Source organism: Pseudomonas sp. NPDC086251, from assembly GCF_044746405.1.
Classification (GTDB): Bacteria; Pseudomonadota; Gammaproteobacteria; order Pseudomonadales; family Pseudomonadaceae; genus Aquipseudomonas.
Genome location: NZ_JBIVBY010000044.1, coordinates 20447 through 46677, shown reverse-complemented (window position 1 = coordinate 46677; position 26231 = coordinate 20447). Strand labels below are relative to the sequence as shown.

Sequence of the window (26231 nt, the reverse complement as noted above, 5' to 3'; positions counted from 1 at the left end):
ATAGTTAACAACGTATCGATGGTAGATCCGACGATTTACCTTAGGAGCACAGCATGACTAACAAAATCATCCTTGCACTCGAAGCAGAGCAGATGACCAAAGAGATCCCTACCTTTGCCCCGGGCGACACCATTGTCGTTCAGGTGAAAGTGAAGGAAGGCGACCGTTCGCGTCTGCAAGCGTTCGAAGGTGTTGTTATCGCCAAGCGTAACCGCGGCGTAAACAGTGCATTCACCGTTCGCAAAATCTCCAACGGTGTTGGCGTAGAGCGTACTTTCCAGACCTACAGCCCGCAAATCGACAGCATGGCCGTTAAACGTCGCGGTGACGTACGTAAAGCCAAGCTGTACTACCTGCGTGACCTGTCCGGTAAAGCAGCTCGCATCAAGGAAAAACTGGCTTAAGTCCAGCTTCCGATGCAGAAAAAAGCAGCCTACGGGCTGCTTTTTTGTTGCCTGCGATTTATCGGTGCTGCCGGGGTTTGCGTGCATTCTCCGGGGACCGGGTTGTGTCTTCGATTCTGTAGGAGCGAGGCTTGCCCGCGAAGACGGGCTTACATTCAACATTGATACTGGCTGATATGACGTCTTCGCGGGCAAGCCTCGCTCCTACAGGAGGTCACGACGTGGTCAGCGTAATTGCATCAGGCACTGTAAAGGCCTCTGCGGCTATGAAAGACTTACTCTCGGATTCCAGCTACCTGAGCCTTTATGCCCGCCATCGACCACCCACTGATAGACCAATTCCTCGACGCCCTGTGGCTGGAGAAAGGCCTTTCCGATAACACCCGCGATGCCTATCGCAGCGACCTGGCCCTGTTCAACGGCTGGCTGCAGGAGAAGGGCCTGGAGTTGATCAACGCCGGGCGCGAGTTGATCCTCGATCACCTGGCCTGGCGCCTGGAGCAAAACTATAAACCCCGTTCCACCGCACGATTTCTCTCCGGCGTGCGTGGCTTCTATCGCTACCTGCTGCGGGAAAAGCTGATCGCTGTCGATCCAACCTTGCGCGTGGATATGCCGCAGCTCGGCAGGCCGTTGCCTAAATCCTTGTCGGAGGCCGACGTGGAAGCACTGTTGGCGGCCCCGGACTTGAGTGAAGCCATCGGTCAGCGCGATCGCGCCATGCTTGAAGTGTTGTACGCCTGCGGTTTGCGGGTGACGGAGCTGATCAGTCTGACGCTGGAGCAGGTCAATCTGCGTCAGGGTGTGCTGCGAGTGATGGGCAAGGGCAGCAAGGAGCGGCTGGTGCCGATGGGGGAGGAAGCGATTGTCTGGGTCGAGCGCTACATGCGCGATGGCCGTGACGAATTGCTCGGCGGCCGCCCCAGCGATGTGATGTTCCCCAGTCAGCGCGGCGAGCAGATGACCCGGCAGACTTTCTGGCACCGCATCAAGCACCAGGCCAAGGTCGCCGGGATCGGCAAGTCACTGTCACCGCACACCTTGCGCCACGCCTTCGCCACGCACTTGCTCAACCACGGCGCTGACCTGCGAGTGGTGCAAATGCTCCTCGGCCACAGCGATTTGTCGACTACACAGATCTACACCCACGTAGCCCGCGCACGCCTGCAAGACTTGCACGCCAAACACCACCCGCGCGGCTGATACACCCTCCCTGTAGAAGCGAGCCTGCTCGCGAGGGTCGTCAACGATAACGCGGGCAGTCCGATTCTCCGTGGCGGTCTGGAGTCCATCGCGAGCAGGCTCGCTCCTACAGGGGCCCAAAATGTCTTGCGACAGGTGCATTCGGCCATGCGAGCCTTATGTGGTAGGCTTTGCCGGTTTGCACGATGGGCGTTTATGACCCGGTGTTTCGGCACGGGCGTTCTGATCGTCCCATTTGTCCGCCTTCAGGAGTTCTCATGCGTCTGACCCAGATTTTCGCCGCCGCAGCCATTGCGTTGGTCAGTACCTTTGCCGTCGCCGATGACGCGGCCGACAAAGCCATTCGTAAAAGTCTGGAAAACCTCCAGCTCGACGTTCCGGTAGAAACCATCACCGCCAGCCCGCTGCCAGGTCTGTACGAAGTCAAACTCAAGGGCAGCCGCGTGCTCTACGCCAGCGCCGACGGCCAATACGTGGTGCAGGGCTACATGTTTCAGCTCAAGGACGGCAAACCGGTCAACCTGACCGAGAAGACCGAGCGCCTGGGCATTTCCAAACTGGTCAACGAAATCCCGGTGGCTGAAACCGTGGTCTACCCGGCGATCGGCGAAACCAAATCGCACATCACCGTGTTCACCGACACCACCTGCCCGTACTGCCACAAACTGCACGCCGAAGTGCCGGAGCTTAACAAGCGCGGCATCGAAGTGCGTTACGTAGCGTTCCCGCGTCAGGGCCTGGGCTCGCCGGGTGACGAACAGCTGCAAGCGGTGTGGTGCTCGAAAGACAAGAAAGCCGCCATGGACAAAATGGTCGACGGCAAGGAAATCAAGGCCGCCAAGTGCGATAACCCGGTTTCCAAACAGTTTGCCCTTGGCCAGTCGATCGGCGTAAACGGCACGCCGGCTATCGTTTTGGCTGACGGCCAGGTCATTCCGGGCTACCAGCCTGCGCCACAAGTCGCCAAACTGGCGCTGGGCGCGAAGTAAATTCGCATCGTCACGGTCAGCCATTGACGATCGTGGTCCGGCGGCAACAGATGCCGGGCCATTAATAGAGAGCCGCGAGTCTGCGGTTGTTTTCACGGCCGGCCTTGAGTCGGCCGTTTTATGGGGAGTTCACAGTGAAACCGGTCAAAGTAGGCATCTGTGGGTTAGGAACCGTCGGTGGCGGTACCTTCAACGTACTTCAGCGCAACGCCGAGGAAATTGCTCGTCGTGCCGGGCGTGGAATCGAAGTGGCACAAATTGCCATGCGCACGCCAAAGCCTCAGTTCCAAACGACCGGTATTGCGATTACCAACGATGTGTTCGAAGTGGCCACGAACCCAGAGATCGACATCGTTATAGAGCTGGTGGGCGGCTACACCGTTGCCCGTGAGCTGGTACTCAAGGCCATCGAGAATGGCAAGCATGTGGTCACCGCGAACAAGGCACTGATTGCCGTTCACGGTAACGAAATTTTCGCCAAGGCTCGCGAGAAGGGCGTGATCGTCGCGTTCGAAGCGGCTGTGGCCGGTGGCATCCCGGTGATCAAGGCGATCCGCGAAGGCCTGTCCGCCAACCGCATCAACTGGGTGGCGGGCATCATCAACGGCACCGGTAACTTTATCCTTACCGAAATGCGTGAGAAGGGCCGTACCTTCGAAGACGTTCTCGCCGAAGCGCAAGCCCTGGGTTATGCCGAAGCCGATCCGACGTTCGACGTCGAAGGCATCGACGCCGCCCACAAGCTGACGATCCTCGCGTCCATCGCGTTCGGCATACCGCTGCAATTCGACAAGGCTTACACCGAAGGCATCACCAAGCTGACCACCGCTGACGTGAACTACGCCGAAGCGCTGGGCTATCGCATCAAGCACCTCGGCGTGGCGCGCAGCACGTCTGCCGGCATCGAGTTGCGCGTGCACCCGACGCTGATCCCGGCGGATCGCCTGCTGGCCAACGTCAACGGCGTGATGAACGCGGTGATGGTCAACGGTGACGCTGCCGGTTCGACCCTGTTCTACGGTGCCGGCGCTGGTATGGAGCCAACGGCTTCGTCGGTGATCGCCGACCTGGTGGACGTGGTTCGCGCCATGACCTCCGACCCGGAAAACCGCGTACCGCACCTGGCCTTCCAGCCGGACTCGCTGTCGGCTCACCCGATCCTGCCGATCGAAGCCTGCGAAAGCTCCTACTACCTGCGCATTCAGGCCAAGGACCATCCGGGCGTGTTGGCCCAGGTGGCGAGCATTCTGTCGGAGCGCGGCATCAACATCGAATCGATCATGCAGAAGGAAGTCGAAGAACACGACGGCCTGGTGCCGATGATTCTGTTGACCCACCGTGTGCTGGAACAGCGCATGAACGACGCGATCGCCGCCCTCGAAGCCTTGGCTGGCGTGGTCGGACCGGTCGTACGGATCCGCGTCGAGCATTTGAACTAAGTCGTTTTTGTTCACCGGGCCCGTGAGCGGGCCCGGGTTTACGAACACAGTCTATTGGAGCCAGTCATGCGTTATATCAGTACCCGCGGCCAGGCACCGGCCCTGAATTTCGAAGACGTCCTGCTGGCCGGTCTGGCCACTGACGGCGGCCTGTACGTGCCGGAAAACCTGCCTCGTTTCACCCAGGAAGAAATCGCATCCTGGGCCGGCCTGCCGTATCACGAGCTGGCCTTCCGGGTGATGCGCCCGTTCGTGACCGGCAGCATCCCTGATGCCGATTTCAAAAAAATCCTCGAAGAAACCTACGGCGTGTTCTCGCACAACGCCGTGGCGCCGTTGCGTCAGCTGAACGGTAACGAATGGGTGCTGGAGCTGTTCCACGGCCCGACCCTGGCGTTCAAGGACTTCGCCCTGCAACTGCTCGGTCGTTTGCTCGACTACGTGCTGGAAAAGCGCGGCGAGCGCGTGGTGATCGTCGGCGCCACCTCCGGTGACACCGGTTCAGCCGCCATCGAAGGCTGCAAGCACTGCGAAAACGTCGACATCTTCATCCTGCACCCGCACAACCGCGTGTCCGAAGTGCAGCGTCGCCAGATGACCACCATCTTCGGTGAGAACATCCACAACATCGCCATCGAAGGCAACTTCGATGACTGCCAGGAAATGGTCAAGGCCAGCTTCGCCGACCAGAGCTTCCTCAAGGGCACGCGCCTGGTGGCAGTGAACTCGATCAACTGGGCGCGGATCATGGCCCAGATCGTTTACTACTTCCACGCAGCCCTGCAGTTGGGCGGCCCGGCGCGTTCGGTGTCGTTCTCGGTGCCGACCGGCAACTTCGGCGACATCTTCGCCGGTTACCTGGCGCGCAACATGGGCCTGCCGATCAACCAGTTGATCGTCGCCACCAACCGCAACGACATCCTGCACCGCTTCATGAGCGGCAATCAGTACGTCAAGGAAACCCTGCACGCCACGCTGTCGCCGTCGATGGACATCATGGTCTCGTCGAACTTCGAACGCTTGCTGTTCGACCTGCACGGTCGCAACGGCGCAGCGATTGCCGGCCTGATGGACACCTTCAAGCAGGGTGGCGGTTTCAGCGTCGAAGAGGAGCGCTGGACCGAAGCACGCAAACTGTTCGACTCCCTGGCCGTGGATGACGCACAAACCTGCGAAACCATTGCCGAAGTCTATGAGCAGACCGGCGAGTTGCTGGACCCGCACACCGCCATCGGGGTGAAAGCGGCGCGTGAGTGCCGTCGCAGCCTGGATATTCCAATGGTGATCCTGGGCACGGCGCACCCGGTCAAATTCCCGGACGCGGTGGAAAAAGCAGGCGTAGGAAAAGCGCTTGAACTGCCTGCACATCTTTCTGATTTGTTTGAGCGAGATGAGCGTTGCACCGTGTTGCCGAATGACCTGAAAGCCGTGCAGGCCTTTGTCAGCCAGCATGGCAACCGTGGCAAGCCTCTGTAACCGGTAAACGCTGTCACATTTTGAAGCCCGTCTCCTGACGGGCTTTTTCATGTGTGCATGCCACACTTGGCGCATTCATGTTCATGGAGTGCCGTCGATGAAGCGCCGCTGCTGAAGGGCGCGCCAGTCGATCACAAGGAAGTGGCAATGCAGCTTTTCAAAGGATTAAGGCCCGCCGTGTGCTGGGTGTTTTTGCTCGTCGCCATGAGCCTTGCTCACTGGGCGGTAGCCTCGCAATTGGCAATTTACGAGCCCAAGGGAGCCGTCGACAGTTCGAAGATCGAACTCAATGCGCAGGAGCTGAAATGGATTGCCGAGCACCCGCGCGTCATTGTCGTGTCGACGCAATATCCTCGGTATCTGTTCAAGGATGAGCAGGGGCAGTGGAGCGGCTTGAACAACGATGTCCTCATGCGCATCAGTGCCATGACCGGCTTGCGCTTCGTGCATGAGGAGACATTTTCCACCGAGCAAATGCTCGGACGCCTGGAGAATGGCTCGGCGGACATGAACACGACGCTGGCCATGAATGACGAGCGCAAGGTGTTCCTGGATTACAGCCATGCCTTCGGTGGCGCGGGCTGGGTGTTTGTCGGGCGGGCAGGGGAGCCGGTGCTGCACTCGCTGAAACAGCTGTCGAAACGCGTGTTGGTGCTGCCAGCCAGGCATGCACTCGAGGCAGTGATTCGGCGTGACCATCCGGCCATTGAGTTGCACTCGGTCAAAACCTACGCCGAGGCCCGGGCGCTGGTCGAGAGCGGCGAGGCCTACGCCACCATCGAGAACGAAATCGGTGCGCATCTCTATCCCTCCGGGCAGCTCCAGATTGGGCACACGTTGGAGGGAAAGTGGGACCCTGATTACTTGACGGTACGCAAAGGCCAGCCGCAGTTGCTGAGTATCCTCAACAAGGCGCTTGAGGCTTTTCCACCGGCCGAATTGCGCGCACTTCGCCTGAAATGGCTTAACGGAATTGCCCCGGTTTCAACGCCCACTGCTTGGCAGCGGATGACTCTGTGGGGTTGCTGGGGTCTGTTGGCCGCCAGCCTCTTCGGGCTGATTTCCCTGCTGTGGAACCGTCGACTCGCGACGCTGATTCAGCAACGCCTGGACGCCGAAAAAGACCTTCGCGATCAACTGGCGTTTCAGCATGCGTTGATGGACGCCATGCCCGATCCGATGTTTGTCCGTGATCTGCAAGCACGTTTGATCATGTGCAATAAAAGTTATGAGGAAGGCTTGTCGACCCGCTTCGATCAGGTCCAGGGACGGCAGCTGATCGAACTCGATGTCTTGCCCAAAGAGACCGCTGAGCTACTGCACGCAGAGTTCATCGCCCAGCTTGGCACGCGCAAGAGCCGTTTCAGCGAGCGTCAATTGCTGTTCAACAGCGGCGTCAGGGACATCTACCAGTGGACGGTACCGTTCTACAGTGCCGATGGGCAATTGCGCGGGCTGCTGGGCGGTTGGACGGATATCGGCACGCGCACGACGCCGAGGTGAGGCAACTGTTTTTTCTCTGTCATCTTTGCCGTGCATGCTCAACCGACCAGAGACGCCGGGTTGTCTGCAGTCGGTAACCAGAACTTTCTTCTCGGGCCAGTGGTCATTTAAGGTAGACATGCCCCAGGCACTTTGTTTTCGGACTATTGAGTGGTGATCGAGATGGAAAGTATCAGTCTATTGCTCGGTGAGGCTCTGAGCCCGTATCAGGTTACGTTGACCCCGTCGGGGGCCCATGGTGAATGCCTGGTGACACTGAAGAGTTCGACCGGCGCTATCGTGGTCGAACGCGAGTTCAATCAGGTGCAGTTGACCGATAAGCGTCTGCTGACGGATGTGGTCGACGGTTTGCACCGCGACGTACTGATTGCCGAAGGACGTCTGGAGCCCTGCGTTATCGCGGCGTTGCGCAACGCTGCCCAGGACAAGATCCTGGCCAGCCGTAATTGAATTGTCGTTTTGTGGGAACCTTCCTGCGCCAAGGTCGTCAGACTTTGTAACAGCAGGATCAAGCATTGTGCTCCGGTGCTTGTAGCTTGCTGCTACTGGTCTCTATGTAGACCACGTTTAACCCCGAGTCGTCTCCCCACTTCTCGGGGTTTCTTTTTGCCTGCGATTTGTCACTGCCCGGCCTGATGCTCGAAAAATTCCTTGGCCGCTTGCAGGTACTCGCTGCGACTTTCCGGGTCGAGCCACGCGGCGTAGGCCTCGCTCAAATGATCACGAGGCAGGGTGCGCAACAGTTGGTTGATCTCGATGATCGCCTGTCGGCCCTGGGGCGTATCGGTGCAGCCGATGTAGCCCGACAGGTATTTGCCCGTGCCGCGAATCGGATAGAACTGCAACTCGTCTTCCGCGATGCCTTGCTGCTGGGCCTGGTAGCGAATTTCCGAACGATACCCCAATAGCAGCTGCAAGCGTCCCAAGCGTTGCATTTGCAGCAGGCTGCCCAAGGCGTTGTTGCCATAGTGAAGCGTCAGCGCTTTGGGCGGCGCTTGCTTGAGTTGCGAGTCGAGAAACTCGCCGTAGTTGCGTTCGGCAATAATGCCCAGGGTCACATTGCCGGTGGCCAACAAGGCCGCAAGGTCCACCTCGCCCTCCTTGATGAAAGGCGCCAAGACCTCTCGATCAATACGCCGCACGGCCAGGCCATTGCTCATGGCGCGAAAGACCGGGATGGAAAACGCGATCCAGCGCTCGCGTTCCTTGCTCCAGTTCAGCGCCGCATCGCACGTGAGGGAGGGCTCGTGGAGCATCTGCAATCCGCGAGCACGATTGACCTTGATCACGCTGTGTTGGTACTGAGGCATGCCGGCGATGAGCGTCGGCAACAGTTGATCGATGACGCCCAAGCCCTTTTTCGGCCCTTCAAAAATAAATAGCGGCGGCAGATCCCGCTTCAGCCAAACCAGGTTTTCCTTCGATTGCGCCAACGTCGACGGTGCGTGACTGGCGAGGCCGAGGAGAATCGCCAACGCGCACGCTGTTCGTCCGCTGCACGTCAGGCAGAGGTTGATGGGCCGCGCAATCAAGCGCCTCAGCTTAGATGGCGCCGTCTTCACGCAGCTTTGCGATCTGTTCCATGTCGTAACCAAGATCGTGGAGTACCTGCGTATTGTGTTCGCCCAACTGCGGCCCGACCCATTCCGAAGTGCCAGGTGTCTCTGAGAGTTTCGGCACGATTCCCGGCATCTTGAAATCTTTGCCGTCCGGCAACTTGGCTTTCAGGAACATTTCCCGGGCCAGGTACTGTGGATCGCTGAACATGTCTTCGGCGCTGAAGATCCGGCTGGCGGGGACGTCGGCCTGATTCAGCTGCTCGATGATCGTGTCCAGCGGCAGTGAATTGACCCAGCGATCAATGACCCCGTAAATCTCGTCGCGACGGCTATCGCGTCCGTCGTTGCTGGCCAGCACCGGGTCGTTGGCCAGGTCTTCACGCCCGATGATCAACATGAAACGCTTGAAGATTGCATCGCCATTCGCGCCGATCTGCACGTGTTTGCCGTCGGCACTGGTGTGGATCGAGGAGGGCGTGATGCCGGGCATGATGTTGCCGGTGCGTTCGCGAATGAAACCGAACACGTCGAACTCCGGGACCATGCTTTCCATCATGGCAAAGATCGCTTCGTACAGCGCCACGTCCACCACTTGTCCCTGGCCGCCGTTGACCTCGCGATGACGCAGGGCCATCAGCGCGCCGATCACGCCCCAGAGCGCGGCAATCGAGTCGCCGATGGAAATCCCGGTGCGCACCGGTGGTCGGTCCTCGAACCCGGTGATGTAGCGCAAGCCACCCATGGACTCACCGACCGCACCAAAACCTGGCTGATCCTTCATCGGCCCGGTCTGGCCGAAGCCGGAAAGACGCACCATCACCAGTTTCGGATTCAGTGCGTGCAAGACGTCCCAGCCCAGGCCGAGTTTTTCCAGGACGCCGGGGCGGAAGTTCTCGATCAGGATGTCTGCTTCGCTGAGCAGTTTTTTCAGAATCGCCAGGCCGTCCGGGTGTTTCAGGTTCAGGGTCAGGGACTTCTTGTTGCGTGCCTGAACGAACCACCACAACGAGGTGCCTTCATACAACTTGCGCCATTTGCGCAGCGGATCACCGCCGTCCGGGGATTCGACCTTGATCACATCGGCACCGAACTCACCGCAGATGCGCGAGGCAAACGGCCCGGCGATCAACGTACCCAATTCAATGACTTTCAGACCTGAGAGTGGTTTGGCGGTGAACGGCATGCTGGATCCTGTAGGACAAATATTGAGCGAAGGCGGAGTTTTAGCATAGCCGACCGTCAGTCGCCCAAAGTTGATCGCCTTCTATTCGTTGATTGCCTGCGGCATCGGTTAGACTTGCCGCCTTTCCTCGTATCAAGAAGCCCGTTCATGGCCCAGCCGTCCACGACCTACAAGTTTGAACTGAACCTCACCGACCTCGACCGCAGTGTCTACGAAAGCGTGAAGCAAACCATCGCCCGTCACCCTTCGGAAACCGAAGAGCGCATGACCGTGCGGCTGCTGGCCTACGCCTTCTGGTACAACGAGCAGTTGTCGTTCGGCCGTGGTCTGTCAGACGTGGACGAACCTGCACTGTGGGAAAAGAGCCTGGACGACCGTGTCCTGCACTGGATCGAAGTCGGCCAGCCGGACGCCGATCGCCTGACCTGGTGCTCGCGTCGCACCGAGCGCACCAGCCTGCTGGCCTACGGCAGCCTGCGCGTCTGGGAAACCAAAGTGATCCCGGCGATCAAGAACCTGAAAAACGTGCACATCGCGGCGGTGCCTCAGGACGTTCTGGAAACCCTGGCGAAAGACATGCCCCGCGTTATCAAGTGGGACGTGATGATCAGCGAAGGGACGATATTCGTCACCGACGACCGTGGTCAGCACGAAGTCCAGTTGCAGTGGTTGAGCGGTGAACGCGGCTGATTATTCGCCGCTGATTCGCGTTCCACGGTTTTATCCTACGTATTCAAGAGAAGCACCTGTCACCCCATGCGCATCGAACCTCGCCTGCTGCCCGACACCCTGCCATTCCTTGGCGATCTGCCACCGCTGTTGACCCGTTTGTACGCAGCGCGGGGGGTGCAGACCGAGGCTGAACTGGATAAGAGCTTAAAGCGCCTGATTCCATACGAGCAGCTCAAAGGCATTGATGCCGCCGTGGACCTGTTGGTGACGGCCCTCGAGCAGCGGCAGCGGATTCTGATCGTCGGCGACTTCGACGCCGATGGCGCGACCGCGAGTACCGTGGGCGTGCTGGGCTTGCGTCTGCTGGGCGCGGCTCACGTCGACTATCTGGTGCCGAACCGCTTCGAGTACGGCTACGGCCTGACGCCGGAAATCGTCGAAGTGGCACTGACCCGCACGCCGCAGTTGCTGATCACCGTGGACAACGGCATCTCCAGCGTCGAAGGCGTGGAGGCGGCGAAAAAGGCCGGGCTGAAGGTGCTGGTCACCGATCACCACTTGCCCGGTGACGAGTTGCCGCTGGCCGATGCCATCGTCAACCCGAACCAGCCAGGCTGCGGGTTTCCAAGCAAGGCGCTGGCCGGTGTCGGGGTTATTTTCTATGTGCTGATGGCGCTGCGCGCGCGGTTGCGCAGCCTGGGCTGGTACGAGAGCACGCCACAGCCGAACATCGGCGAGTTGCTGGATCTGGTGGCCCTGGGCAGCGTCGCTGATGTGGTGCCGCTGGATGCCAACAACCGGATTCTGGTGCACCAAGGGCTGGAGCGGATCCGCGCCGGGCGCGCTCGCCCGGGGATCAAGGCGATTCTCGAAGTCGCCAAACGCGATCATGCACGCATCACCTCCACCGACCTGGGTTTCATTGTCGGCCCACGCCTGAACGCGGCCGGACGCCTGGATGACATGAGCCTGGGCATCGAATGCCTGCTCACCGAAGACGCGGGCATGGCGCGTGAAATGGCGGCCCAGCTCGACGGCATGAACCAGGATCGCAAGTCCATCGAGCAGGGCATGCAGCGTGAAGCGCTGGCTCAGCTCAAGGACTTGCCGGTGGAGTCGATGCCGTTCGGTTTGTGCCTGTTCGATCCCGAGTGGCACCAAGGTGTGATCGGGATCCTCGCGTCGCGGATGAAAGAGCGCTATTTCCGCCCGACAATCGCCTTTGCCGATGCGGGAGATGGCTTGCTCAAGGGCTCGGGGCGTTCGGTCCAGGGTTTTCATATTCGCGATGCGTTGAGCGTGGTGGCGGCGCAGCATCCGAACCTGATCAGCAAGTACGGCGGTCATGCGATGGCCGCCGGCCTGACGTTGCCGGAAGCGAATTTTCCGTTGTTCGCCGAGGCCTTTGACGCTGAAGTGCGTAGGCAATTGCGCGAAGAAGACCTGACCGGGCGCCTGCTGTCGGACGGCACGCTGGCGGTCGAGGAATTCCACCTGGAACTGGCGCGCGCCTTGCGCCACGCCGGCCCTTGGGGACAGCATTTTCCGGAGCCGCTGTTCCATGGGGTGTTCCAACTGGTCGAGCAACGCGTCGTTGGTGAGCGGCATCTTAAAGTGGTGCTGAAAAGCGAATGTGGCTCGGTGAAGCTCGATGGCATCGCTTTTGGGATTGACCGCGATATCTGGCCGAATCCGACCATTAAATGGGTGGAATTGGCCTACAAACTCGACCTGAACGAGTTTCGCGGGAATGAGACTGTTCAGTTGATGATTGCTCATATCGAACCGCGTTGAACCCTTCGCGGGCAAGCCTCGCTCCTACAGATCGCCGATACCTGTAGGAGCGAGGCTTGCCCGCGAAAGCGATTTCCCTCCCACCGAATCCCTCGGAACCCTCCCGCATCCCCCGATGTCGACTAGGCTCTAAGCACTGCTTGATAATCCTTGTGACGTCTTGTCAATTTTTTGCCCGCGGGGGCGGGTGCTGCACCTTTTTCCTGTCACTCGTCGACTTTTCAAACAGAACCCTGGAGCCTGCCCACTGATTCGAGAGGTGCCCCATGAGTCTGCTGCTTGAACCCTATACCCTGCGCCAATTGACCCTGCTCAACCGCATCGCCGTATCACCCATGTGCCAGTACTCGAGCGTCGATGGCCTGGCCAATGACTGGCACCTGGTCCACCTCGGCAGCCGCGCTGTCGGCGGCGCGGGTCTGGTGTTTACCGAAGCGACGGCCGTCACCGCCGACGGACGCATCACTGCCGAGGACCTCGGCCTGTGGAACGACGAACAGATCGAACCGCTGCAACGCATCACCCGCTTCATCGCCGCCCAAGGCGCCGTTGCCGGCATCCAGTTGGCGCACGCCGGGCGCAAGGCCAGTACCTTTCGTCCTTGGTTGGGCAAGCATGGCAGCGTCAAGCCTGATGATGGCGGCTGGGTTCCGGTCGGCCCTTCACCAATTGCTTTCGACCCGCAACACACGCAGCCCAAACAGCTCGATGAAGGGGAAATCGCCAAGGTTATCCAGGCCTTTGTCGAGGCGGCAAAACGCTCGCTGACGGCGGGCTTCAAGGTGGTGGAAATTCACGCTGCCCACGGCTACCTGCTGCACCAGTTTCTTTCGCCACTGAGCAATCAGCGCCGCGATCAATATGGCGGCTCGTTCGAGAACCGCATTCGGCTGGTGTTGCAAGTCACCGAAGCGGTGCGGGCCGTCTGGCCGGAAGAGTTACCGGTGTTTGTGCGGGTGTCGGCCACCGATTGGGTGGAAGACGGCTGGAACCCCGATGAAACCGTGGAGCTGGCGCGCCGCCTGAAAGGCTTGGGCGTGGACCTGATCGATGTGTCGTCGGGCGGTACGGCGTCCAACGCGGAAATTCCGACCGGGCCGGGTTACCAGACGCGCTTTGCCGAACGAGTACGCAAGGAGTCAGGCATCGCCACCGGTACGGTAGGAATGATTACCGAGCCGGCGCAGGCCGAACACATTCTGCGCACCTGCCAGGCCGACATCATCTTCCTCGCCCGCGAACTGTTGCGTGATCCGTACTGGCCGCTACATGCCGATGATGACCTGGGAGGGCACAAGGCAATCTGGCCGGCGCAATATCAGCGGGCTACCCATCGTGATCAGCCGATCCATGAGTCGGATCTGCGCGACTGATCAAAAGATCGCAACCTTCGGCAGCTCCACACGGAAAAGCATCCCCCTGTAGGAGCTGTCGAGTGAAACGAGGCTGCGATCTTTTGATCCTGACCCAACAAAAAGCCCCGCGCTCTTTCGAGACACGGGGCTTTTTTACCTCTGGTTTACCGATCAGGCCGCTTCGATCTTGCTGCGGTTCTGCTCGACCTTGTTCAGGTAATCCTTGAGCTTGTCCTGTTCTGCCGGGGTGGTGAACAAGCCGAGCTTGCTGCGGCGCCACAGAATGTCATGCGCAGTGGTCGCCCACTCTTCGCTGCACAGGTAATCGACTTCGCGGGTGTAGAGACCGCCGCCGATGTGTTCGCCCAGATCGCTGAGGTTCTGCACGCCTTCGAGCATGCGCCAGGTGCGGCTGCCGTAGGTGGTGGACCAGCGGCGCGAGATCTCGGTCGGTACCCAGTCGAACTTGTCACGGATCAGCGAGCTCAGTGCCTGCGGGGTCGTCATGTCTTCGCCGCCCGGCAGGGTAGCGGTGGCGGTCCAGCTTGGCTTGATGTCCTTGAAGTACGGCGCCAGTTGCGCCAGCGCCGACTCGGCCAGTTTGCGGTAGGTGGTCAGTTTGCCGCCGAACACCGACAGCAACGGCGCTTCTTCACCAGTGCCCGACAGCGCCAGGGTGTAGTCGCGGGTAACGGCCGACGGGTTGTCGGATTCGTCGTTGCACAGCGGACGCACACCGGAATAGCTGTGCAGGATATCGTCGCGGCTGATGCGTTTCTTGAAATGCGAGTTGACCACTTTCAACAGGTAATCGGTTTCGCCTTCGGTGATTGCCACGGCCGCCGGATCGCCGGTGTATTCACGGTCGGTGGTGCCGATCAGGGTGAAGTGGTTCAGGTACGGAATGGTGAACACGATGCGCTGATCTTCGTTTTGCAGAATGTGCGCGTGTTCGCCTTCGTACAGTTTTGGCACGATCAGGTGGCTGCCCTGGATCAGACGGATGCCGTAAGGCGATTCCATCTTCAGGTCGTCACGAATGAACTTGGCGACCCATGGCCCGGCCGCGTTCACCAACGCCTTGGCGCGGATCGAAAACAGGCTGCCATCGGCGCGTTCCAGGTGCAGGTGCCACAAACCCTTGGTGCGGCGAGCGCTGACACAACGGGTCTGGGTGTGAACGTGGGCGCCGTTTTCGCGGGCGGCCATGGCGTTCAGCACCACCAGGCGAGCATCGTCGACCCAGCAGTCGGAGTATTCGAAGCCTTTGGTGATTTCACTTTTCAGCGGGCTGTCCGGGCCGAACTTGAGGCTTTTCGAGCCTTCGAGTTTTTCCCGTTTGCCGAGATGGTCATACAGGAACAGACCGGCGCGAATCATCCATGCCGGACGCAGGTGCGGGCGGTGCGGCAGCACGAAACGCATCTGTTTGACGATGTGCGGGGCCTTGGCCAACAGCACTTCGCGCTCGGCCAGTGCTTCACGCACCAGGCGGAATTCGTAATGTTCCAGGTAGCGCAGGCCACCGTGGATCAGCTTGCTGCTGGCCGACGAGGTGTGGCTGGCCAGATCGTCCTTTTCACAAAGGAACACCGAAAGACCGCGACCGGCGGCATCCGCTGCGATCCCCACGCCATTGATCCCACCGCCGATGACGGCGATATCGTAGACCTCGGCGAGAGGGGGCGTAGGCAAGGTAGAAGTGGGCATCGGCTGGCCTCGGGGTTTTCTGATTTTCTGTATTGGAATTCGAACATTAATGTTCATTTACGAAAATGGTAGCCCATAAAGCCGCGCACAGCCAGTTAACTTCGATTGAAAATACTCATCGAAGGGCAGTTAAAGGAAAATATTCGAACATTCAGATGTGCGGTAAGCCGCAGAAGGTCTGTCACGTGGGCGACCGTATTCGCGAGCAAGCCCGCTCCCACAGGTTATGCGCAATCCTGTGGGGGCGGCGGTGCGACGATTCGACTTGCTCGCGAAGGCGCCGGTACAGGCGCCGAAGATGGAGGGGGTGTTTAAACCACTTCCAACCGAATCTTGTGCTGGCTCAACAACTGCGCCAACGCCGGCACAGGCTGCTGATCGGTAACCAGGCAATCAATCAGGCTGATCGGCCCTAGGCGAATCATGGCGTTGCGCCCGAACTTGCTGGAGTCGGCGGCGAGGATCACCTGCCGAGCGTTGGCGATGATCGCCTGGGACACCCGCACTTCCTGATAATCGAAGTCCAGCAAACTGCCGTCTTCATCGATACCGCTGATGCCGACCAGGGCGAAGTCGACCTTGAACTGGTTGATGAAGTCGACACTGGCCTGTCCCACCACGCCGCCATCTCGCCGCACGTTGCCGCCGGTCAGCAGGACATCGAAGTCATCCTTGGCGCTGAGCATCGAGGCCACGTGCAAGTTGTTGGTGATGATCTTCAGGTGGTTGTGGTTGAGCAGCGCCCGGGCAATCGATTCGGTGGTGGTGCCGATATTGATGAACAGCGAGGCGTGATCGGGAATCTGCGCGGCAATGGCTTCGCCGATACGCTGTTTTTCATCGCGCATCTGATCGGCGCGCATGGCGTAGGCGGTGTTTTCGACGCTGGAATCGTAGGCTGCGCCGCCATGGTAGCGACGCAACAGATTGGCTTCCGCAAGCTGATTGATATCGCGGCGGATGGTCTGCGGTGTAACGACGAACAGCTGAGCCATTTCCTCGATGCTGACATAGCCGCGCTCGCGGACCAGTTCGAGGATTTGCTGCTGACGGGGAGGCAGATTCATGGGGCTTCCTTTGGGCTGCCGTGCAAAAATTTGCCCATGATGCCGCAGGAATCCGCTCCCGACCAGTTACATACGGATACGAGTACTTAGCTAGGCTTATTCAGCGCCTTCATGCGGTTCCCAATCGCGAGTGCGGCTAACGGCTTTCTTCCAGCCGGCATAGAGTTTTTCCTTGGCGGTTTCGTCCAGGGTCGGTTCGAATTCGCGCTCGATCACCGCCTTGCCGCGCAACTCGTCCAGGCTACCCCAGAAGCCACACGCCAGGCCCGCCAGGTAGGCGGCGCCGAGTGCCGTGGTTTCACGCATTTGCGGACGCTCGACCTGAGTGCCGAGGATGTCGGCCTGGAACTGCATCAGGAAGTTGTTCGCCACCGCGCCGCCGTCCACGCGCAGGGATTTAAGGCGTTCGCCGGAGTCCTGTTGCATGGCGTCGAGTACGTCGCGGGTCTGGTAGGCAATCGACTCCAGCGCGGCACGAATAATGTGATCCACGCGTACGCCGCGAGTCAGGCCGAACAGTGCGCCACGGGCATACGGGTCCCAGTACGGAGCGCCCAGGCCGGTGAAGGCCGGCACCAGGTACACGCCGTTGCTGTCCTTGACCTTGTTGGCGAAGTATTCAGTGTCGTGGGCGTCGTTGATGATTTTCAATTCGTCACGCAGCCACTGCACAGTCGAACCGCCGTTGAATACGGCGCCCTCCAGCGCGTAGGCGACTTCGCCGCGCGGGCCGCACGCGATGGTGGTCAACATGCCGTGCTTGGACTTCACGGCTTTGTCGCCAGTGTTCATCAACAGGAAGCAGCCGGTGCCGTAGGTGTTCTTCGCCTGGCCGGGCTCGACACACATCTGGCCGAACAGGGCGGCCTGCTGGTCGCCGGCGATACCGCCGATGGCGATGCCGCTTTTGGTGTGGCCATAGATTTGCGACGAGGATTTAACGTCCGGCAGCATCTCGCGCGGAATATCCAGCACCTCCAGCATCTTCGCGTCCCACTCCAGGGTGTGGATGTTGAAGAGCATGGTGCGCGAGGCATTGGTGTAGTCGGTGACGTGGACTTTGCCGCCGGTAAATTTCCAGATCAGCCAGCTGTCGACGGTACCGAACAGCAGCTCACCTTTGCGTGCACGTTCGCGGCTGCCTTCGACGTTGTCGAGGATCCACTTGAGCTTGGTGCCGGAGAAGTACGGGTCGGTGACCAGGCCGGTGGTGTCGCTGATGTATTGCTCATGACCGTCGCGCTTGAGCTGCTGACAGATCTCGGTACTACGGCGGCACTGCCAGACGATCGCGTTGTAGATCGGGCGGCCGGTGGTCTTGTCCCAGACCACGGTGGTTTCGCGCTGGTTGGTGATGCCGATGGCCGCGACCTGGTCGTGATGCAGGCCGGCCTGAGCCAGGGCCTCGACCATCACGGCGCTTTGGGTGGCGAAGATTTCCATCGGGTCATGTTCGACCCAGCCAGCTTGCGGGTAATGCTGGACGAATTCCCGTTGGGCGGTGCAGACCACGTTCGCGTCGCGGTCGAAAATGATCGCGCGGGAGCTGGTCGTACCCTGATCGAGGGCAATGATGTAGTTCTTGTTCTGTGTGTCGGTCATGTCGATTGCCTTGGACGAAAAAAGGGAGTGGAGTCAGGCGCGCGATCAATGGGCAGGACTGCGCGCCAGCGGTATCAAGAAGTTCTTGGTTTGCCGTCAATGGCCGATGCTGCTTCCTTTGTAGCAGGTTCGGCGCTCGGCAGATGACGGGCAATCAGCCCGCGATACGCCGCAGCACCGAGGCAGGCACCGACAATCGGTGCGAAAATCGGAATCAGGAAATACGGGATATCGCGCCCGCCGGTGAAGGAAATTTCACCCCAGCCCGCGAAGAAAGTCATCAGTTTAGGACCGAAGTCACGCGCCGGATTCATCGCGAAACCGGTCAGCGGTCCCATCGAACTGCCGATCACCGCAATCAGCAGGCCGATCAGCAGAGGCGCCAGCGGGCCCTTTGGCAGGCCGTTGTTGTCGTCGGTCAGGGACATGATCACGCCCATCAGGATCGCGGTGATGATCACTTCAACCAGGAAAGCCTGGGCTGTGGACAAGACCGGGTTGGGGAAGGTGGAGAACACCGACGCCAATTCAAGGCTGGCCTGGGTGCCGCGAACCATATGGTGAGTTTGTTCGTAATCGAAGAATAGATTGCTGTACAGCGTGTAAACCAACATGGCGCCACAGTAGGCGCCTGCGACCTGGGCCAGGATGTAGAACGGCAATTTACGCTTTTCGAAATCTGCGAAAAGGCTCAGGGCAATGCTGACGGCAGGATTGAGGTGAGCACCGGAAACCCCGGCGGTCAGGTAGATCGCCATGCTCACGCCGATGCCCCAGATGATGCTGATTTCCCACAGGCCGAAGCTGGCACCCGCTACCTTGAGCGCGGCAACGCAGCCCGTACCAAAAAATATAAGCAGTGCAGTACCCAGAAACTCAGCCATGCATTGGCTCGAGAGCGACGGTTGTTGTAAAGCAGTTGTCATTGAAAACCTCTTTTTTGTTGTTGTCTGGCGCTTTTTTCATCATGGCCAAAGCGCGATTTCCTCCAAGGCAGGATCCCCATCCTGTTCTCGGCTTACTGCTGGGTGCTGTCGTGACACATTGGTACAGTATTCACATTCGAAAAAATATAGACAAGAAACACTGCTGTCAAAGGTCGAAAGTGAACCGTCAGTCACATTTCAACTATTAGTCACGTGAATGATTGTGTCGTTCACGGAACAGACCGAATGTGGACGAACGGCAAACGGCGCTGGCAATCCCTTGAAACAGCGCCGCAATAGAGCCTTTTATCGATCAATGTCCTAGAATCCAACGCAGTATTTTTCTTCCTCCGCCCAGTCTGGAGCTGCCATGACCCCCGCATTGGATTTGTTGAAAAAAGTTCGTGCCGAACATCGCGTGCACAGTTACGAACATGATCCCAAGGCAGCGTCCTATGGGCTGGAGGCCGCGGAGAAACTGGGACTGGACCCGGCGCAGGTGTTCAAGACCTTGCTGGCGGCGAGTGAGAAAGGTGAGTTGCTGGTGGCGGTGGTGCCGGTCGTCGGAAGTCTCGACCTGAAAGGCCTGGCTCATGCGGCCGGCGTGAAAAAAGTCGAAATGGCTGACCCTGCTGCTGCGCAACGATCCACCGGTTACCTGTTGGGCGGGATCAGCCCGCTGGGGCAGAAGAAGCGCTTGCGCACCTTCATTGATAACTCTGCGCAGCCTTTCGCCAGCATTTTCGTCAGCGCCGGTCGTCGAGGTCTGGAAGTGGAATTGGCGCCGGCGGTGTTGGCCGAGCATACCCAGGCCAAGTTCGCCGATATCGGCCGGGCCTGACGAGGGAGAGGGTCATGCAGCTTGAATTTCACCAGGTCGATGCGTTCAGTGATCGACCTTTCAGTGGCAACCCGGCGATGGTCTACAGGCTCGATGCCTGGCTCGCCGATGAGTTAATGCAGAAGATCGCCGCCGAACACAACCTCGCCGAAACAGCCTTCGTGGTGCGCGAAGGGCAAGCCTGGCATATCCGCTGGTTCACCCCGACGACGGAAGTACCGCTGTGCGGGCATGCGACCCTGGCCAGCGCTTACGTGCTGTTTGAAATCTACAAGGAACCGGTCGAACGTCTGGACTTCGTTTGCAACTCCGGCCCGTTGAGTGTGACCCGTGAAGGTGAGCGCCTGTGGCTGGATTTTCCGGCCATCGTGCCCTCTGAGGTCGGCGTGACCCTGGATGTCGAACGCGCACTCGGTGTGGAAGCGGTCGATGTGCTGGGTTCGAATGAACTGTTGGTGGTGCTGGAGTCCGAGCAAGCCGTGCTCGAATGTCAGCCGGACATGGTCGCCCTGGCCAAGCTGCCGTGGCTGGGCGCTATCGTCACCGCCAAGGGCAGCCAGCAGGATTTTGTGTCTCGCTACTTTGCCCCGGCGATCGGCATCAGCGAAGACCCGGTGACCGGATCAACCCATTGCAGCTTGATTCCGTATTGGTCGAAACGGTTGGGTAAGTCGAGCCTGACGGCTTATCAATGTTCGGCGCGGGGCGGGGAGTTGTTCTGCCGGCTGGAAGGCGATCGGGTGAAGATTGGCGGGCATGCGACGCTCGTTGCGAGCGGCACGTTGTTTCTGGGTTGACCCCAATCAAATGTGGGAGCGGGCTTGCTCGCGAAGGCGGTGTGTCAGTCAACGATGATGTCAACTGACAGTCCGCTTTCGCGAGCAAGCCCGCTCCCACATTTGCCTGCGTATATCAGTAAGCGGTGCTGTGGCGCCGGACGCCGGATTCTGTCGCCGGAATCTGCGCCGCTGTGCTGCCCGATGCCTGGAACAGTACCAAGTGTTCAGCGGCGACACGAATGCCGACATCCGAACCTACCTGGTGATCGGCATGGCTCGGAAAGATCGACTCAAGCTGTGCACCTGTGGGTAGCTGCAAGCGATACAGGGTGGACGCTCCCTGGAAAGACTTGCCGACGATGCGTGCTTTCAAACCGTTGTCCGGTGCATAAACAATATCGTCCGGACGCAGCAACACATCCACCGCACCACCAACCGGCCAGGTGTAGGCTCGATTGCCGCGCAATTCGCCCAGCTCGGTCTGCACCGACTCCGGGCTGCTCAGCTGACCGCGAATGAAGTAACCCTGGCCAATGAAGCTGGCCACGAACGGCGTCAGCGGTTCGTGATACAGGTTATAGGGCGTGTCCCATTGCTCCAGCCGACCTTCCTTGAAAACGCCGACATGGTCACTGACCGCGAAGGCTTCTTCCTGGTCGTGGGTGACCAGAATCGCGCTGGTGCCACGGGCCTTGAGAATGTCGCGCACCTCTTGGCTGAGCTTGCGTCGCAGCTCACCATCAAGGTTGGAGAACGGTTCGTCGAGCAGCAGCAGTTGCGGTTCCGGCGCCAGGGCGCGGGCCAGTGCGACACGCTGTTGCTGGCCACCGGACAGCTCATGCGGAAAACGCTTGCCGAGGTTTTTCAGGTTGACCAGTTCCAGCAACTCTTCGGTGACGCGATCCTTTTGCGGGTGCTTGCGGATCCCGAAGGCGATGTTCTCGGCCACGCTCAAGTGCGGAAACAGCGCGTAGTCCTGGAACACCATGCCGATCCGGCGTTTCTCCGGGGCGAGGGTGAAACCGGCGCGGGAGATGGTCTCGCCCGCCAGCTGGATTTCACCTTCGTGCACCGGTTCGAATCCGGCAATGGCCCGCAGGGTAGTGGTCTTGCCGCAGCCCGAAGAGCCCAGCAGGCAACCGATATCGCCGGCATTCAAATGCAGGTTGAGGTTCTGCACGACCCGCTGGTCTTGGTAGCCGCAGGCGAGGTTGCGCAGGTTAAGCAGTAATGGCTGGCTCATGCGTGGTGGTACGCCGGCTCGACGAGAAATTCGAGCAGGGCCTTTTGTGCGTGGAGACGGTTTTCGGCTTGATCCCAGGCCACCGAGCGCGTGTCGTCGAGCAGGTCGACGCTGATTTCCTCGCCACGGTGAGCCGGCAGGCAGTGCATGAACAGCACGTCCGGGGCGGCCAGGTCGAGCAGGGCACGGTTGACCTGGTATGGCGCGAACAGCTTCAGGCGCTTGGCGGTTTCCTCTTCCTGGCCCATGGAGGTCCAGACGTCGGTGCTGACCAGATGGGCGCCGCGCACGGCCTCCTTCGGATCGCGCAGGATGGTGACGCGATCACCGGCCTTGGCCACGAACTCAGGGTTGGGCTCAAACCCTTCCGGGCAGGCAATGCGCAACTGGAAGTCGAACTGGATCGCCGCTTCTATATAGCTGTTGCACATATTGTTGCCGTCACCGATCCAGGCCACGGTCTTGCCCTGGATCGAACCACGGTGTTCGAGGAACGTCTGCATGTCGGCCAGCAGCTGGCACGGGTGCAGGTCATCGGACAGGCCGTTGATCAGCGGGACGCGCGAATTGGCGGCGAATTCAGTCAGGGTGCTGTGGGAAAACGTACGGATCATCACCGCATCGAGCATGCTCGACATGACAATGGCGGCATCGCCGATCGGCTCGCCACGGCCCAGTTGCGTGTCGCGCGGCGACAGGAAGATCGCCTGGCCACCGAGCTGGATCATGCCGGCTTCGAAGGAAATGCGGGTGCGGGTCGAGGACTTCTCGAAAATCATCCCGAGCACGCGGTTTTTCAAAGGCTCGAACAGTACGCCGCGGTTACGCAGGTCTTTGAGCTCAACGCCTCGACGGATCACGCTGACCAGCTCTTCGGGCGTGCAATCCATCAGGGAGAGAAAGTGCCTTGCGCTCATCATTGACTACCTTTTTGCAACAGACCGCAGATACTCAAAGCCTTGTTTAACTGAAAAACGGGCGAGACCTGCGGCGTAAGCCGCACGGGGCGACGAAATAGGGGAAGGCGCGATCTTATAATTAAATGTCGCGTCTTACCAATAGGGCTACGGTTTTTAGGGGATTTCAGAGGGGCTACGGGGTGACCGCAGTAGCGCTTTTGAAGCCTGTTTCCTGACAGCAGCCCACCATTTGTACACTGCGGCCAAGGGGCTTTGCAATCAACCGGGGCGGGGATCGCGCTCTGCTTGTCGGTTTCTGACCCGGCATTCGAGGTCCTGGCTGGCAATGTGCCTCGTCTGAAACACTTGCTAATGCAAAGTGCTGGGTTATAACTAAGTCACGAACGACGCAGGAAGCCTCTGGAATGGAATCGAAAGAACAGCAACTCATGGAGCTACTCGGCCTCACGGCCCGTTCTCTGACCCACCTTACCGCTTCAATGACCTCGATGTCCTTCGAGTTGATGCGCAGTAACGACGAGGTCACCAAGGCCGCCGGCCGCCGCATGATCGACCGCATGGCCACCATCAGCACCGGGCTCGACGAGCACTGGCGCCTGATCGGCGAACTCACCGGTGTACACCTGGCCCAGGAACAGATCGAAACTGTTCAGGAGATACAGTTGCAGGCGCCGCCGAGGTTGCCGCCGAACTGATTTCGAGCGGCCATCGGCTGGCCTGATGGCTACCGATTCACAAGACGAACGTCGCTGGCGCAGTCGCGGGGCAGGCGCCATAGTTTTGTTCCCGCGGCTGATATTGCCCGCCAAGAACAAGACAGAGACTGGCCATGACCAAGACTCTCCATCATCGTGCGTGCCACTTGTGTGAAGCCATCTGCGGCCTGACCATCGAAACCACCGAGGTCGACGGCAACCTGCAGATCACTTCGATCAAGGGTGATCCCCAAGACACCTTCAGCCGCGGGCATATCTGCCCCAAGGCCGTTGCCTTGCAGGACATCCAGAATGATCCGGATCGCCTGCATCAGCCGATGCTGCGGGTTGGCAGCGAATGGCAACCCATCGAATGGGAAGACGCCTTCAATCTTGTCGCCGAGCGTCTGGCCGCCGTTCAGGAGCGTCATGGGCAGAACGCGGTGGCGGTCTATCAAGGCAATCCCAGCGTGCACAACTATGGGCTGATGACCCACAGCAATTACTTTCTCGGCCTGCTGAAAACGCGCAACCGCTTTTCCGCAACGTCGGTCGATCAGTTGCCCCATCACCTGACCAGCCATTTGATGTACGGCCATGGCTTGCTGTTGCCGATCCCTGACATCGATCACACCGATTTCATGCTGATCCTCGGCGGCAACCCGCTGGCCTCCAACGGCAGCATCATGACCGTGCCGGATGTGGAAAAGCGCCTGAAGGCGATTCAGGCCCGGGGCGGCAAAGTGGTGGTGGTCGATCCGCGCCGCAGTGAGACGGCGGCGATTGCCGATCAGCATTTGTTCGTGCGTCCGGGTGGCGATGCGGCGCTGTTGTTCGGGCTGCTCAATACCCTGTTTGCTGAAGGCCTGACCCACGACAGTCATCTGCCGGTGGATGGGCTGGATGAGGTTCGCCAGGCGGTGGCAGGTTTCACCGCTGACGCCATGAGCCCGCTGTGCGCGGTGCCCGCCGAGCAGATCCGTCAACTGGCCCGGGATTTCGCGGCCGCGCCGACAGCGGTCTGCTATGGCCGCATGGGGGTGTCGACCCAGGCATTCGGCACCTTGTGTCACTGGGTGGTGCAGTTGATCAACCTGGTTACCGGCAACCTCGACCGCGTGGGCGGTGCGCTGTGCACCGAGCCGGCGGTGGACCTGGTGGCGTCTACGTCGGGTGGGCACTTCAACCTGTGGCAGAGCCGCGTGTCCGGGCGTCCGGAGTACGCAGGAGAACTGCCGGTGTCGGCACTGGCCGAAGAGATGCTCACCGAAGGGGAAGGGCAGGTCCGCGCGCTCATCACTGTAGCGGGCAATCCGGTGCTGTCGACGCCCAATGGCCGGCAACTGGAGCAGGCACTGGACGGCCTGGAGTTCATGGTCAGCGTCGACCTGTACATCAACGAAACCACGCGCTATGCCGATCTGATCCTGCCTTCCACCTCGGCCCTGGAAAACGATCATTACGACACCACGTTCAATATGTTTGCGGTGCGTAACGTCAGCCGCTTCAACCGCGCGATCCTGGCGAAACCAGAGGGTGCGTTGCACGACTGGGAGATCTTCGTCGGACTGGCCAAGGCCTTTGCCGCGAAGACCGGCAAGGAATTGAAACCGACCATCGCGCCAGCGCAGATGATCGATCGCGGCTTGCGGATGGGCCTGTATGGCGATGCTTCGGAGCATAAATTGTCGTTGGCGACTTTGTTCGATCACCCGCATGGGGTCGATCTTGGGGCACTCAAACCCAACCTGGCGTCGCGACTGAAAACCGCCAACCAGCGCGTCCAGGCTGCGCCGCCCGTGATCCTTGCCGATCTCGCACGGTTTGCGGCCTTGCAAGCACCGGCGGCTGATGAATTGCTGATGATCGGCCGTCGTCATGTCCGCAGTAACAACTCGTGGATGCATAACTATCATCGGCTGGTGAAGGGCAAGCCGCGCCATCAATTGCTGATGCACCCGGACGACCTGGCCAGCCGTGGGCTCAATGATGGGCAGCGGGTGCGGGTCAGTTCGCGGGTCGGCGTGATTGAAGTTGAAGTGCTCGGCAGTCTGGATATGATGAAAGGCGTGGTCAGCCTTCCTCACGGTTGGGGCCATGCGCGACCGGGAGTGCAAATGACGATTGCTAGTGGCCAACCGGGTTCCAGCGCCAATGACCTGACCGATGAGTGTCATCTCGACGAGTTGTCGGGCAATGCGGCATTGAACGGCGTGCCAGTGACCGTGGCGGCGGCTTGATCAAGTCTGTCGGGGAGACCGAGCATGGCGCTCGGGTTTCCGTTACAATGCGCCACCGTGCCGACCCCTGAGTCGGAAAGTTCAGCCGAGGTGCTTCATGGATATCATCGAAACGATTAAAGAGCAGATTGCTAACAACACCATTCTGCTTTACATGAAAGGTTCGCCGAATGCCCCGCAGTGTGGCTTCTCCGCGAAAGCCGCGCAGGCCGTGATGGCGTGTGGTGAAAAGTTTGCGTACGTGGACATCCTGCAGAACCCGGAAATCCGCGCCAACCTGCCAAAATACGCCAACTGGCCAACCTTCCCGCAACTGTGGGTCGGTGGTGAGCTGATCGGCGGTAGCGACATCATGACCGAGATGTCGGCTGATGGTTCGTTGCAGGCCACGATCAAGGCGGCTGTTGAAGCTGCTGCTGCCAACAAGACCGAAGCGTAAGCCGACTGGCTCCCCTGTAGGAGCTGTCGAGTGCAACGAGGCTGCGATCTTTTGATCTTCAGCAACTAAAAAGCCCCGCTCCTTGAAAGAGGAGCGGGGCTTTTTATTGCGTTTGATAAGTTATGTTGAAGTCGGTGTCGGTGTCGGTGTCGGTGTTGATGCTGTTATTGTCAAGATCGCAGCCTCGTTGCA

The 26231-nt window shown here is 59.7% G+C and carries 23 protein-coding genes; 15 read left to right on the top strand and 8 right to left on the bottom strand.

The window, feature by feature from the left end; all coding sequences use genetic code 11:
* Positions 1–53 precede the first annotated feature (53 nt).
* The 7 genes from rplS to ACIPL2_RS31780 all read left to right on the top strand — a co-directional run bounded on the left by rplS (position 54) and on the right by ACIPL2_RS31780 (position 7464).
* A complete protein-coding gene (gene rplS / locus ACIPL2_RS31810; protein ID WP_003175895.1) occupies positions 54–404 on the top strand; it encodes a 50S ribosomal protein L19 in 351 nt (116 codons plus the stop codon).
* 306 nt (positions 405–710) lie between these two features.
* Positions 711–1607, top strand: a complete 897-nt coding sequence (gene xerD / locus ACIPL2_RS31805) for a site-specific tyrosine recombinase XerD (protein ID WP_401363825.1) — start codon at positions 711–713, stop codon at positions 1605–1607.
* A gap of 257 nt (positions 1608–1864) precedes the next feature.
* Positions 1865–2596: a bifunctional protein-disulfide isomerase/oxidoreductase DsbC gene (gene dsbC, locus ACIPL2_RS31800; protein WP_059406274.1), complete on the top strand. Its 732-nt coding sequence runs from the start codon at positions 1865–1867 to the stop codon at positions 2594–2596.
* Positions 2597–2730: 134 nt separating this feature from the next.
* Positions 2731–4035, top strand: a complete 1305-nt coding sequence (locus ACIPL2_RS31795; RefSeq protein WP_401363821.1) for a homoserine dehydrogenase — start codon at positions 2731–2733, stop codon at positions 4033–4035.
* A 66-nt stretch (positions 4036–4101) separates the two neighbouring features.
* Complete coding sequence (gene thrC / locus ACIPL2_RS31790) at positions 4102–5511, top strand: threonine synthase (RefSeq protein ID WP_401363818.1); 1410 nt, start codon at positions 4102–4104, stop codon at positions 5509–5511.
* 147 nt (positions 5512–5658) lie between these two features.
* Positions 5659–7014, top strand: coding sequence for a transporter substrate-binding domain-containing protein (locus ACIPL2_RS31785; RefSeq protein WP_401363816.1), 1356 nt, complete (start codon positions 5659–5661; stop codon positions 7012–7014).
* A 162-nt stretch (positions 7015–7176) separates the two neighbouring features.
* Positions 7177–7464: a DUF3509 domain-containing protein gene (locus tag ACIPL2_RS31780; protein ID WP_401363813.1), complete on the top strand. Its 288-nt coding sequence runs from the start codon at positions 7177–7179 to the stop codon at positions 7462–7464.
* Positions 7465–7634: 170 nt separating this feature from the next.
* On the opposite strand, the gene ACIPL2_RS31775 is transcribed toward ACIPL2_RS31780, so the two are convergent.
* Entirely contained in the window at positions 7635–8576 is a 942-nt protein-coding gene (locus tag ACIPL2_RS31775; protein ID WP_401363811.1) for a TIGR02285 family protein, read from the bottom strand.
* Positions 8557–9756: a CaiB/BaiF CoA transferase family protein gene (locus ACIPL2_RS31770; RefSeq protein ID WP_401363808.1), complete on the bottom strand. Its 1200-nt coding sequence runs from the start codon at positions 9754–9756 to the stop codon at positions 8557–8559. Before ACIPL2_RS31770 ends, ACIPL2_RS31775 begins: the two co-directional genes overlap by 20 nt.
* Before the next feature lie 147 nt (positions 9757–9903).
* On the opposite strand from ACIPL2_RS31770, the gene ACIPL2_RS31765 reads away from it, so the two are divergent.
* From ACIPL2_RS31765 to ACIPL2_RS31755, 3 genes are all read left to right on the top strand, one after another.
* Complete coding sequence (locus ACIPL2_RS31765; protein ID WP_008151638.1) at positions 9904–10446, top strand: YaeQ family protein; 543 nt, start codon at positions 9904–9906, stop codon at positions 10444–10446.
* A 66-nt stretch (positions 10447–10512) separates the two neighbouring features.
* A complete protein-coding gene (gene recJ / locus ACIPL2_RS31760; protein ID WP_401363805.1) occupies positions 10513–12222 on the top strand; it encodes a single-stranded-DNA-specific exonuclease RecJ in 1710 nt (569 codons plus the stop codon).
* A gap of 266 nt (positions 12223–12488) precedes the next feature.
* Positions 12489–13595, top strand: coding sequence for an NADH:flavin oxidoreductase/NADH oxidase (locus ACIPL2_RS31755; RefSeq protein WP_401363803.1), 1107 nt, complete (start codon positions 12489–12491; stop codon positions 13593–13595).
* Between the two features lie 153 nt (positions 13596–13748).
* On the opposite strand, the gene glpD is transcribed toward ACIPL2_RS31755, so the two are convergent.
* The 4 genes from glpD to ACIPL2_RS31735 form a co-directional block, all read right to left on the bottom strand.
* Positions 13749–15287 carry a glycerol-3-phosphate dehydrogenase gene (gene glpD / locus ACIPL2_RS31750; RefSeq protein ID WP_401363800.1) on the bottom strand — a complete coding sequence of 513 codons (1539 nt, stop codon included), beginning with the start codon at positions 15285–15287 and terminating at the stop codon, positions 13749–13751.
* Positions 15288–15598: 311 nt separating this feature from the next.
* Complete coding sequence (locus ACIPL2_RS31745) at positions 15599–16354, bottom strand: DeoR/GlpR family transcriptional regulator (protein WP_059406283.1); 756 nt, start codon at positions 16352–16354, stop codon at positions 15599–15601.
* Between the two features lie 96 nt (positions 16355–16450).
* Positions 16451–17956: a glycerol kinase GlpK gene (glpK, locus tag ACIPL2_RS31740; RefSeq protein ID WP_401363796.1), complete on the bottom strand. Its 1506-nt coding sequence runs from the start codon at positions 17954–17956 to the stop codon at positions 16451–16453.
* Positions 17957–18030: 74 nt separating this feature from the next.
* Positions 18031–18882, bottom strand: a complete 852-nt coding sequence (locus ACIPL2_RS31735) for an MIP/aquaporin family protein (protein WP_401363793.1) — start codon at positions 18880–18882, stop codon at positions 18031–18033.
* A 370-nt stretch (positions 18883–19252) separates the two neighbouring features.
* On the opposite strand from ACIPL2_RS31735, the gene ybaK reads away from it, so the two are divergent.
* Together ybaK and ACIPL2_RS31725 are read left to right on the top strand one after the other, a co-directional pair.
* A complete protein-coding gene (gene ybaK, locus ACIPL2_RS31730) occupies positions 19253–19723 on the top strand; it encodes a Cys-tRNA(Pro) deacylase (RefSeq protein WP_007971306.1) in 471 nt (156 codons plus the stop codon).
* A gap of 14 nt (positions 19724–19737) precedes the next feature.
* On the top strand, positions 19738–20520 hold the full coding sequence (locus ACIPL2_RS31725) for a PhzF family phenazine biosynthesis protein (RefSeq protein WP_401363789.1): 783 nt from the start codon (positions 19738–19740) through the stop codon (positions 20518–20520).
* 115 nt (positions 20521–20635) lie between these two features.
* On the opposite strand, the gene ACIPL2_RS31720 is transcribed toward ACIPL2_RS31725, so the two are convergent.
* Entirely contained in the window at positions 20636–21745 is a 1110-nt protein-coding gene (locus tag ACIPL2_RS31720) for an ABC transporter ATP-binding protein (protein ID WP_401363786.1), read from the bottom strand.
* Positions 21742–22662, bottom strand: coding sequence for an ornithine carbamoyltransferase (gene argF, locus ACIPL2_RS31715; protein ID WP_401363783.1), 921 nt, complete (start codon positions 22660–22662; stop codon positions 21742–21744). The genes ACIPL2_RS31720 and argF overlap by 4 nt, the downstream gene beginning before the upstream one ends.
* Positions 22663–23069: 407 nt before the next feature.
* Between argF and ACIPL2_RS31710 the strand changes: the two genes are divergently transcribed.
* From ACIPL2_RS31710 to grxD, 3 genes are all read left to right on the top strand, one after another.
* Complete coding sequence (locus ACIPL2_RS31710) at positions 23070–23360, top strand: hypothetical protein (RefSeq protein ID WP_401363780.1); 291 nt, start codon at positions 23070–23072, stop codon at positions 23358–23360.
* A 134-nt stretch (positions 23361–23494) separates the two neighbouring features.
* Positions 23495–25600: a molybdopterin oxidoreductase family protein gene (locus ACIPL2_RS31705; protein WP_401363777.1), complete on the top strand. Its 2106-nt coding sequence runs from the start codon at positions 23495–23497 to the stop codon at positions 25598–25600.
* Positions 25601–25697: 97 nt separating this feature from the next.
* Positions 25698–26039 (top strand): Grx4 family monothiol glutaredoxin, encoded by a 342-nt coding sequence (grxD, locus tag ACIPL2_RS31700; RefSeq protein WP_401363774.1) that lies wholly within the window; start codon positions 25698–25700, stop codon positions 26037–26039.
* Positions 26040–26231: the final 192 nt, after the last annotated feature.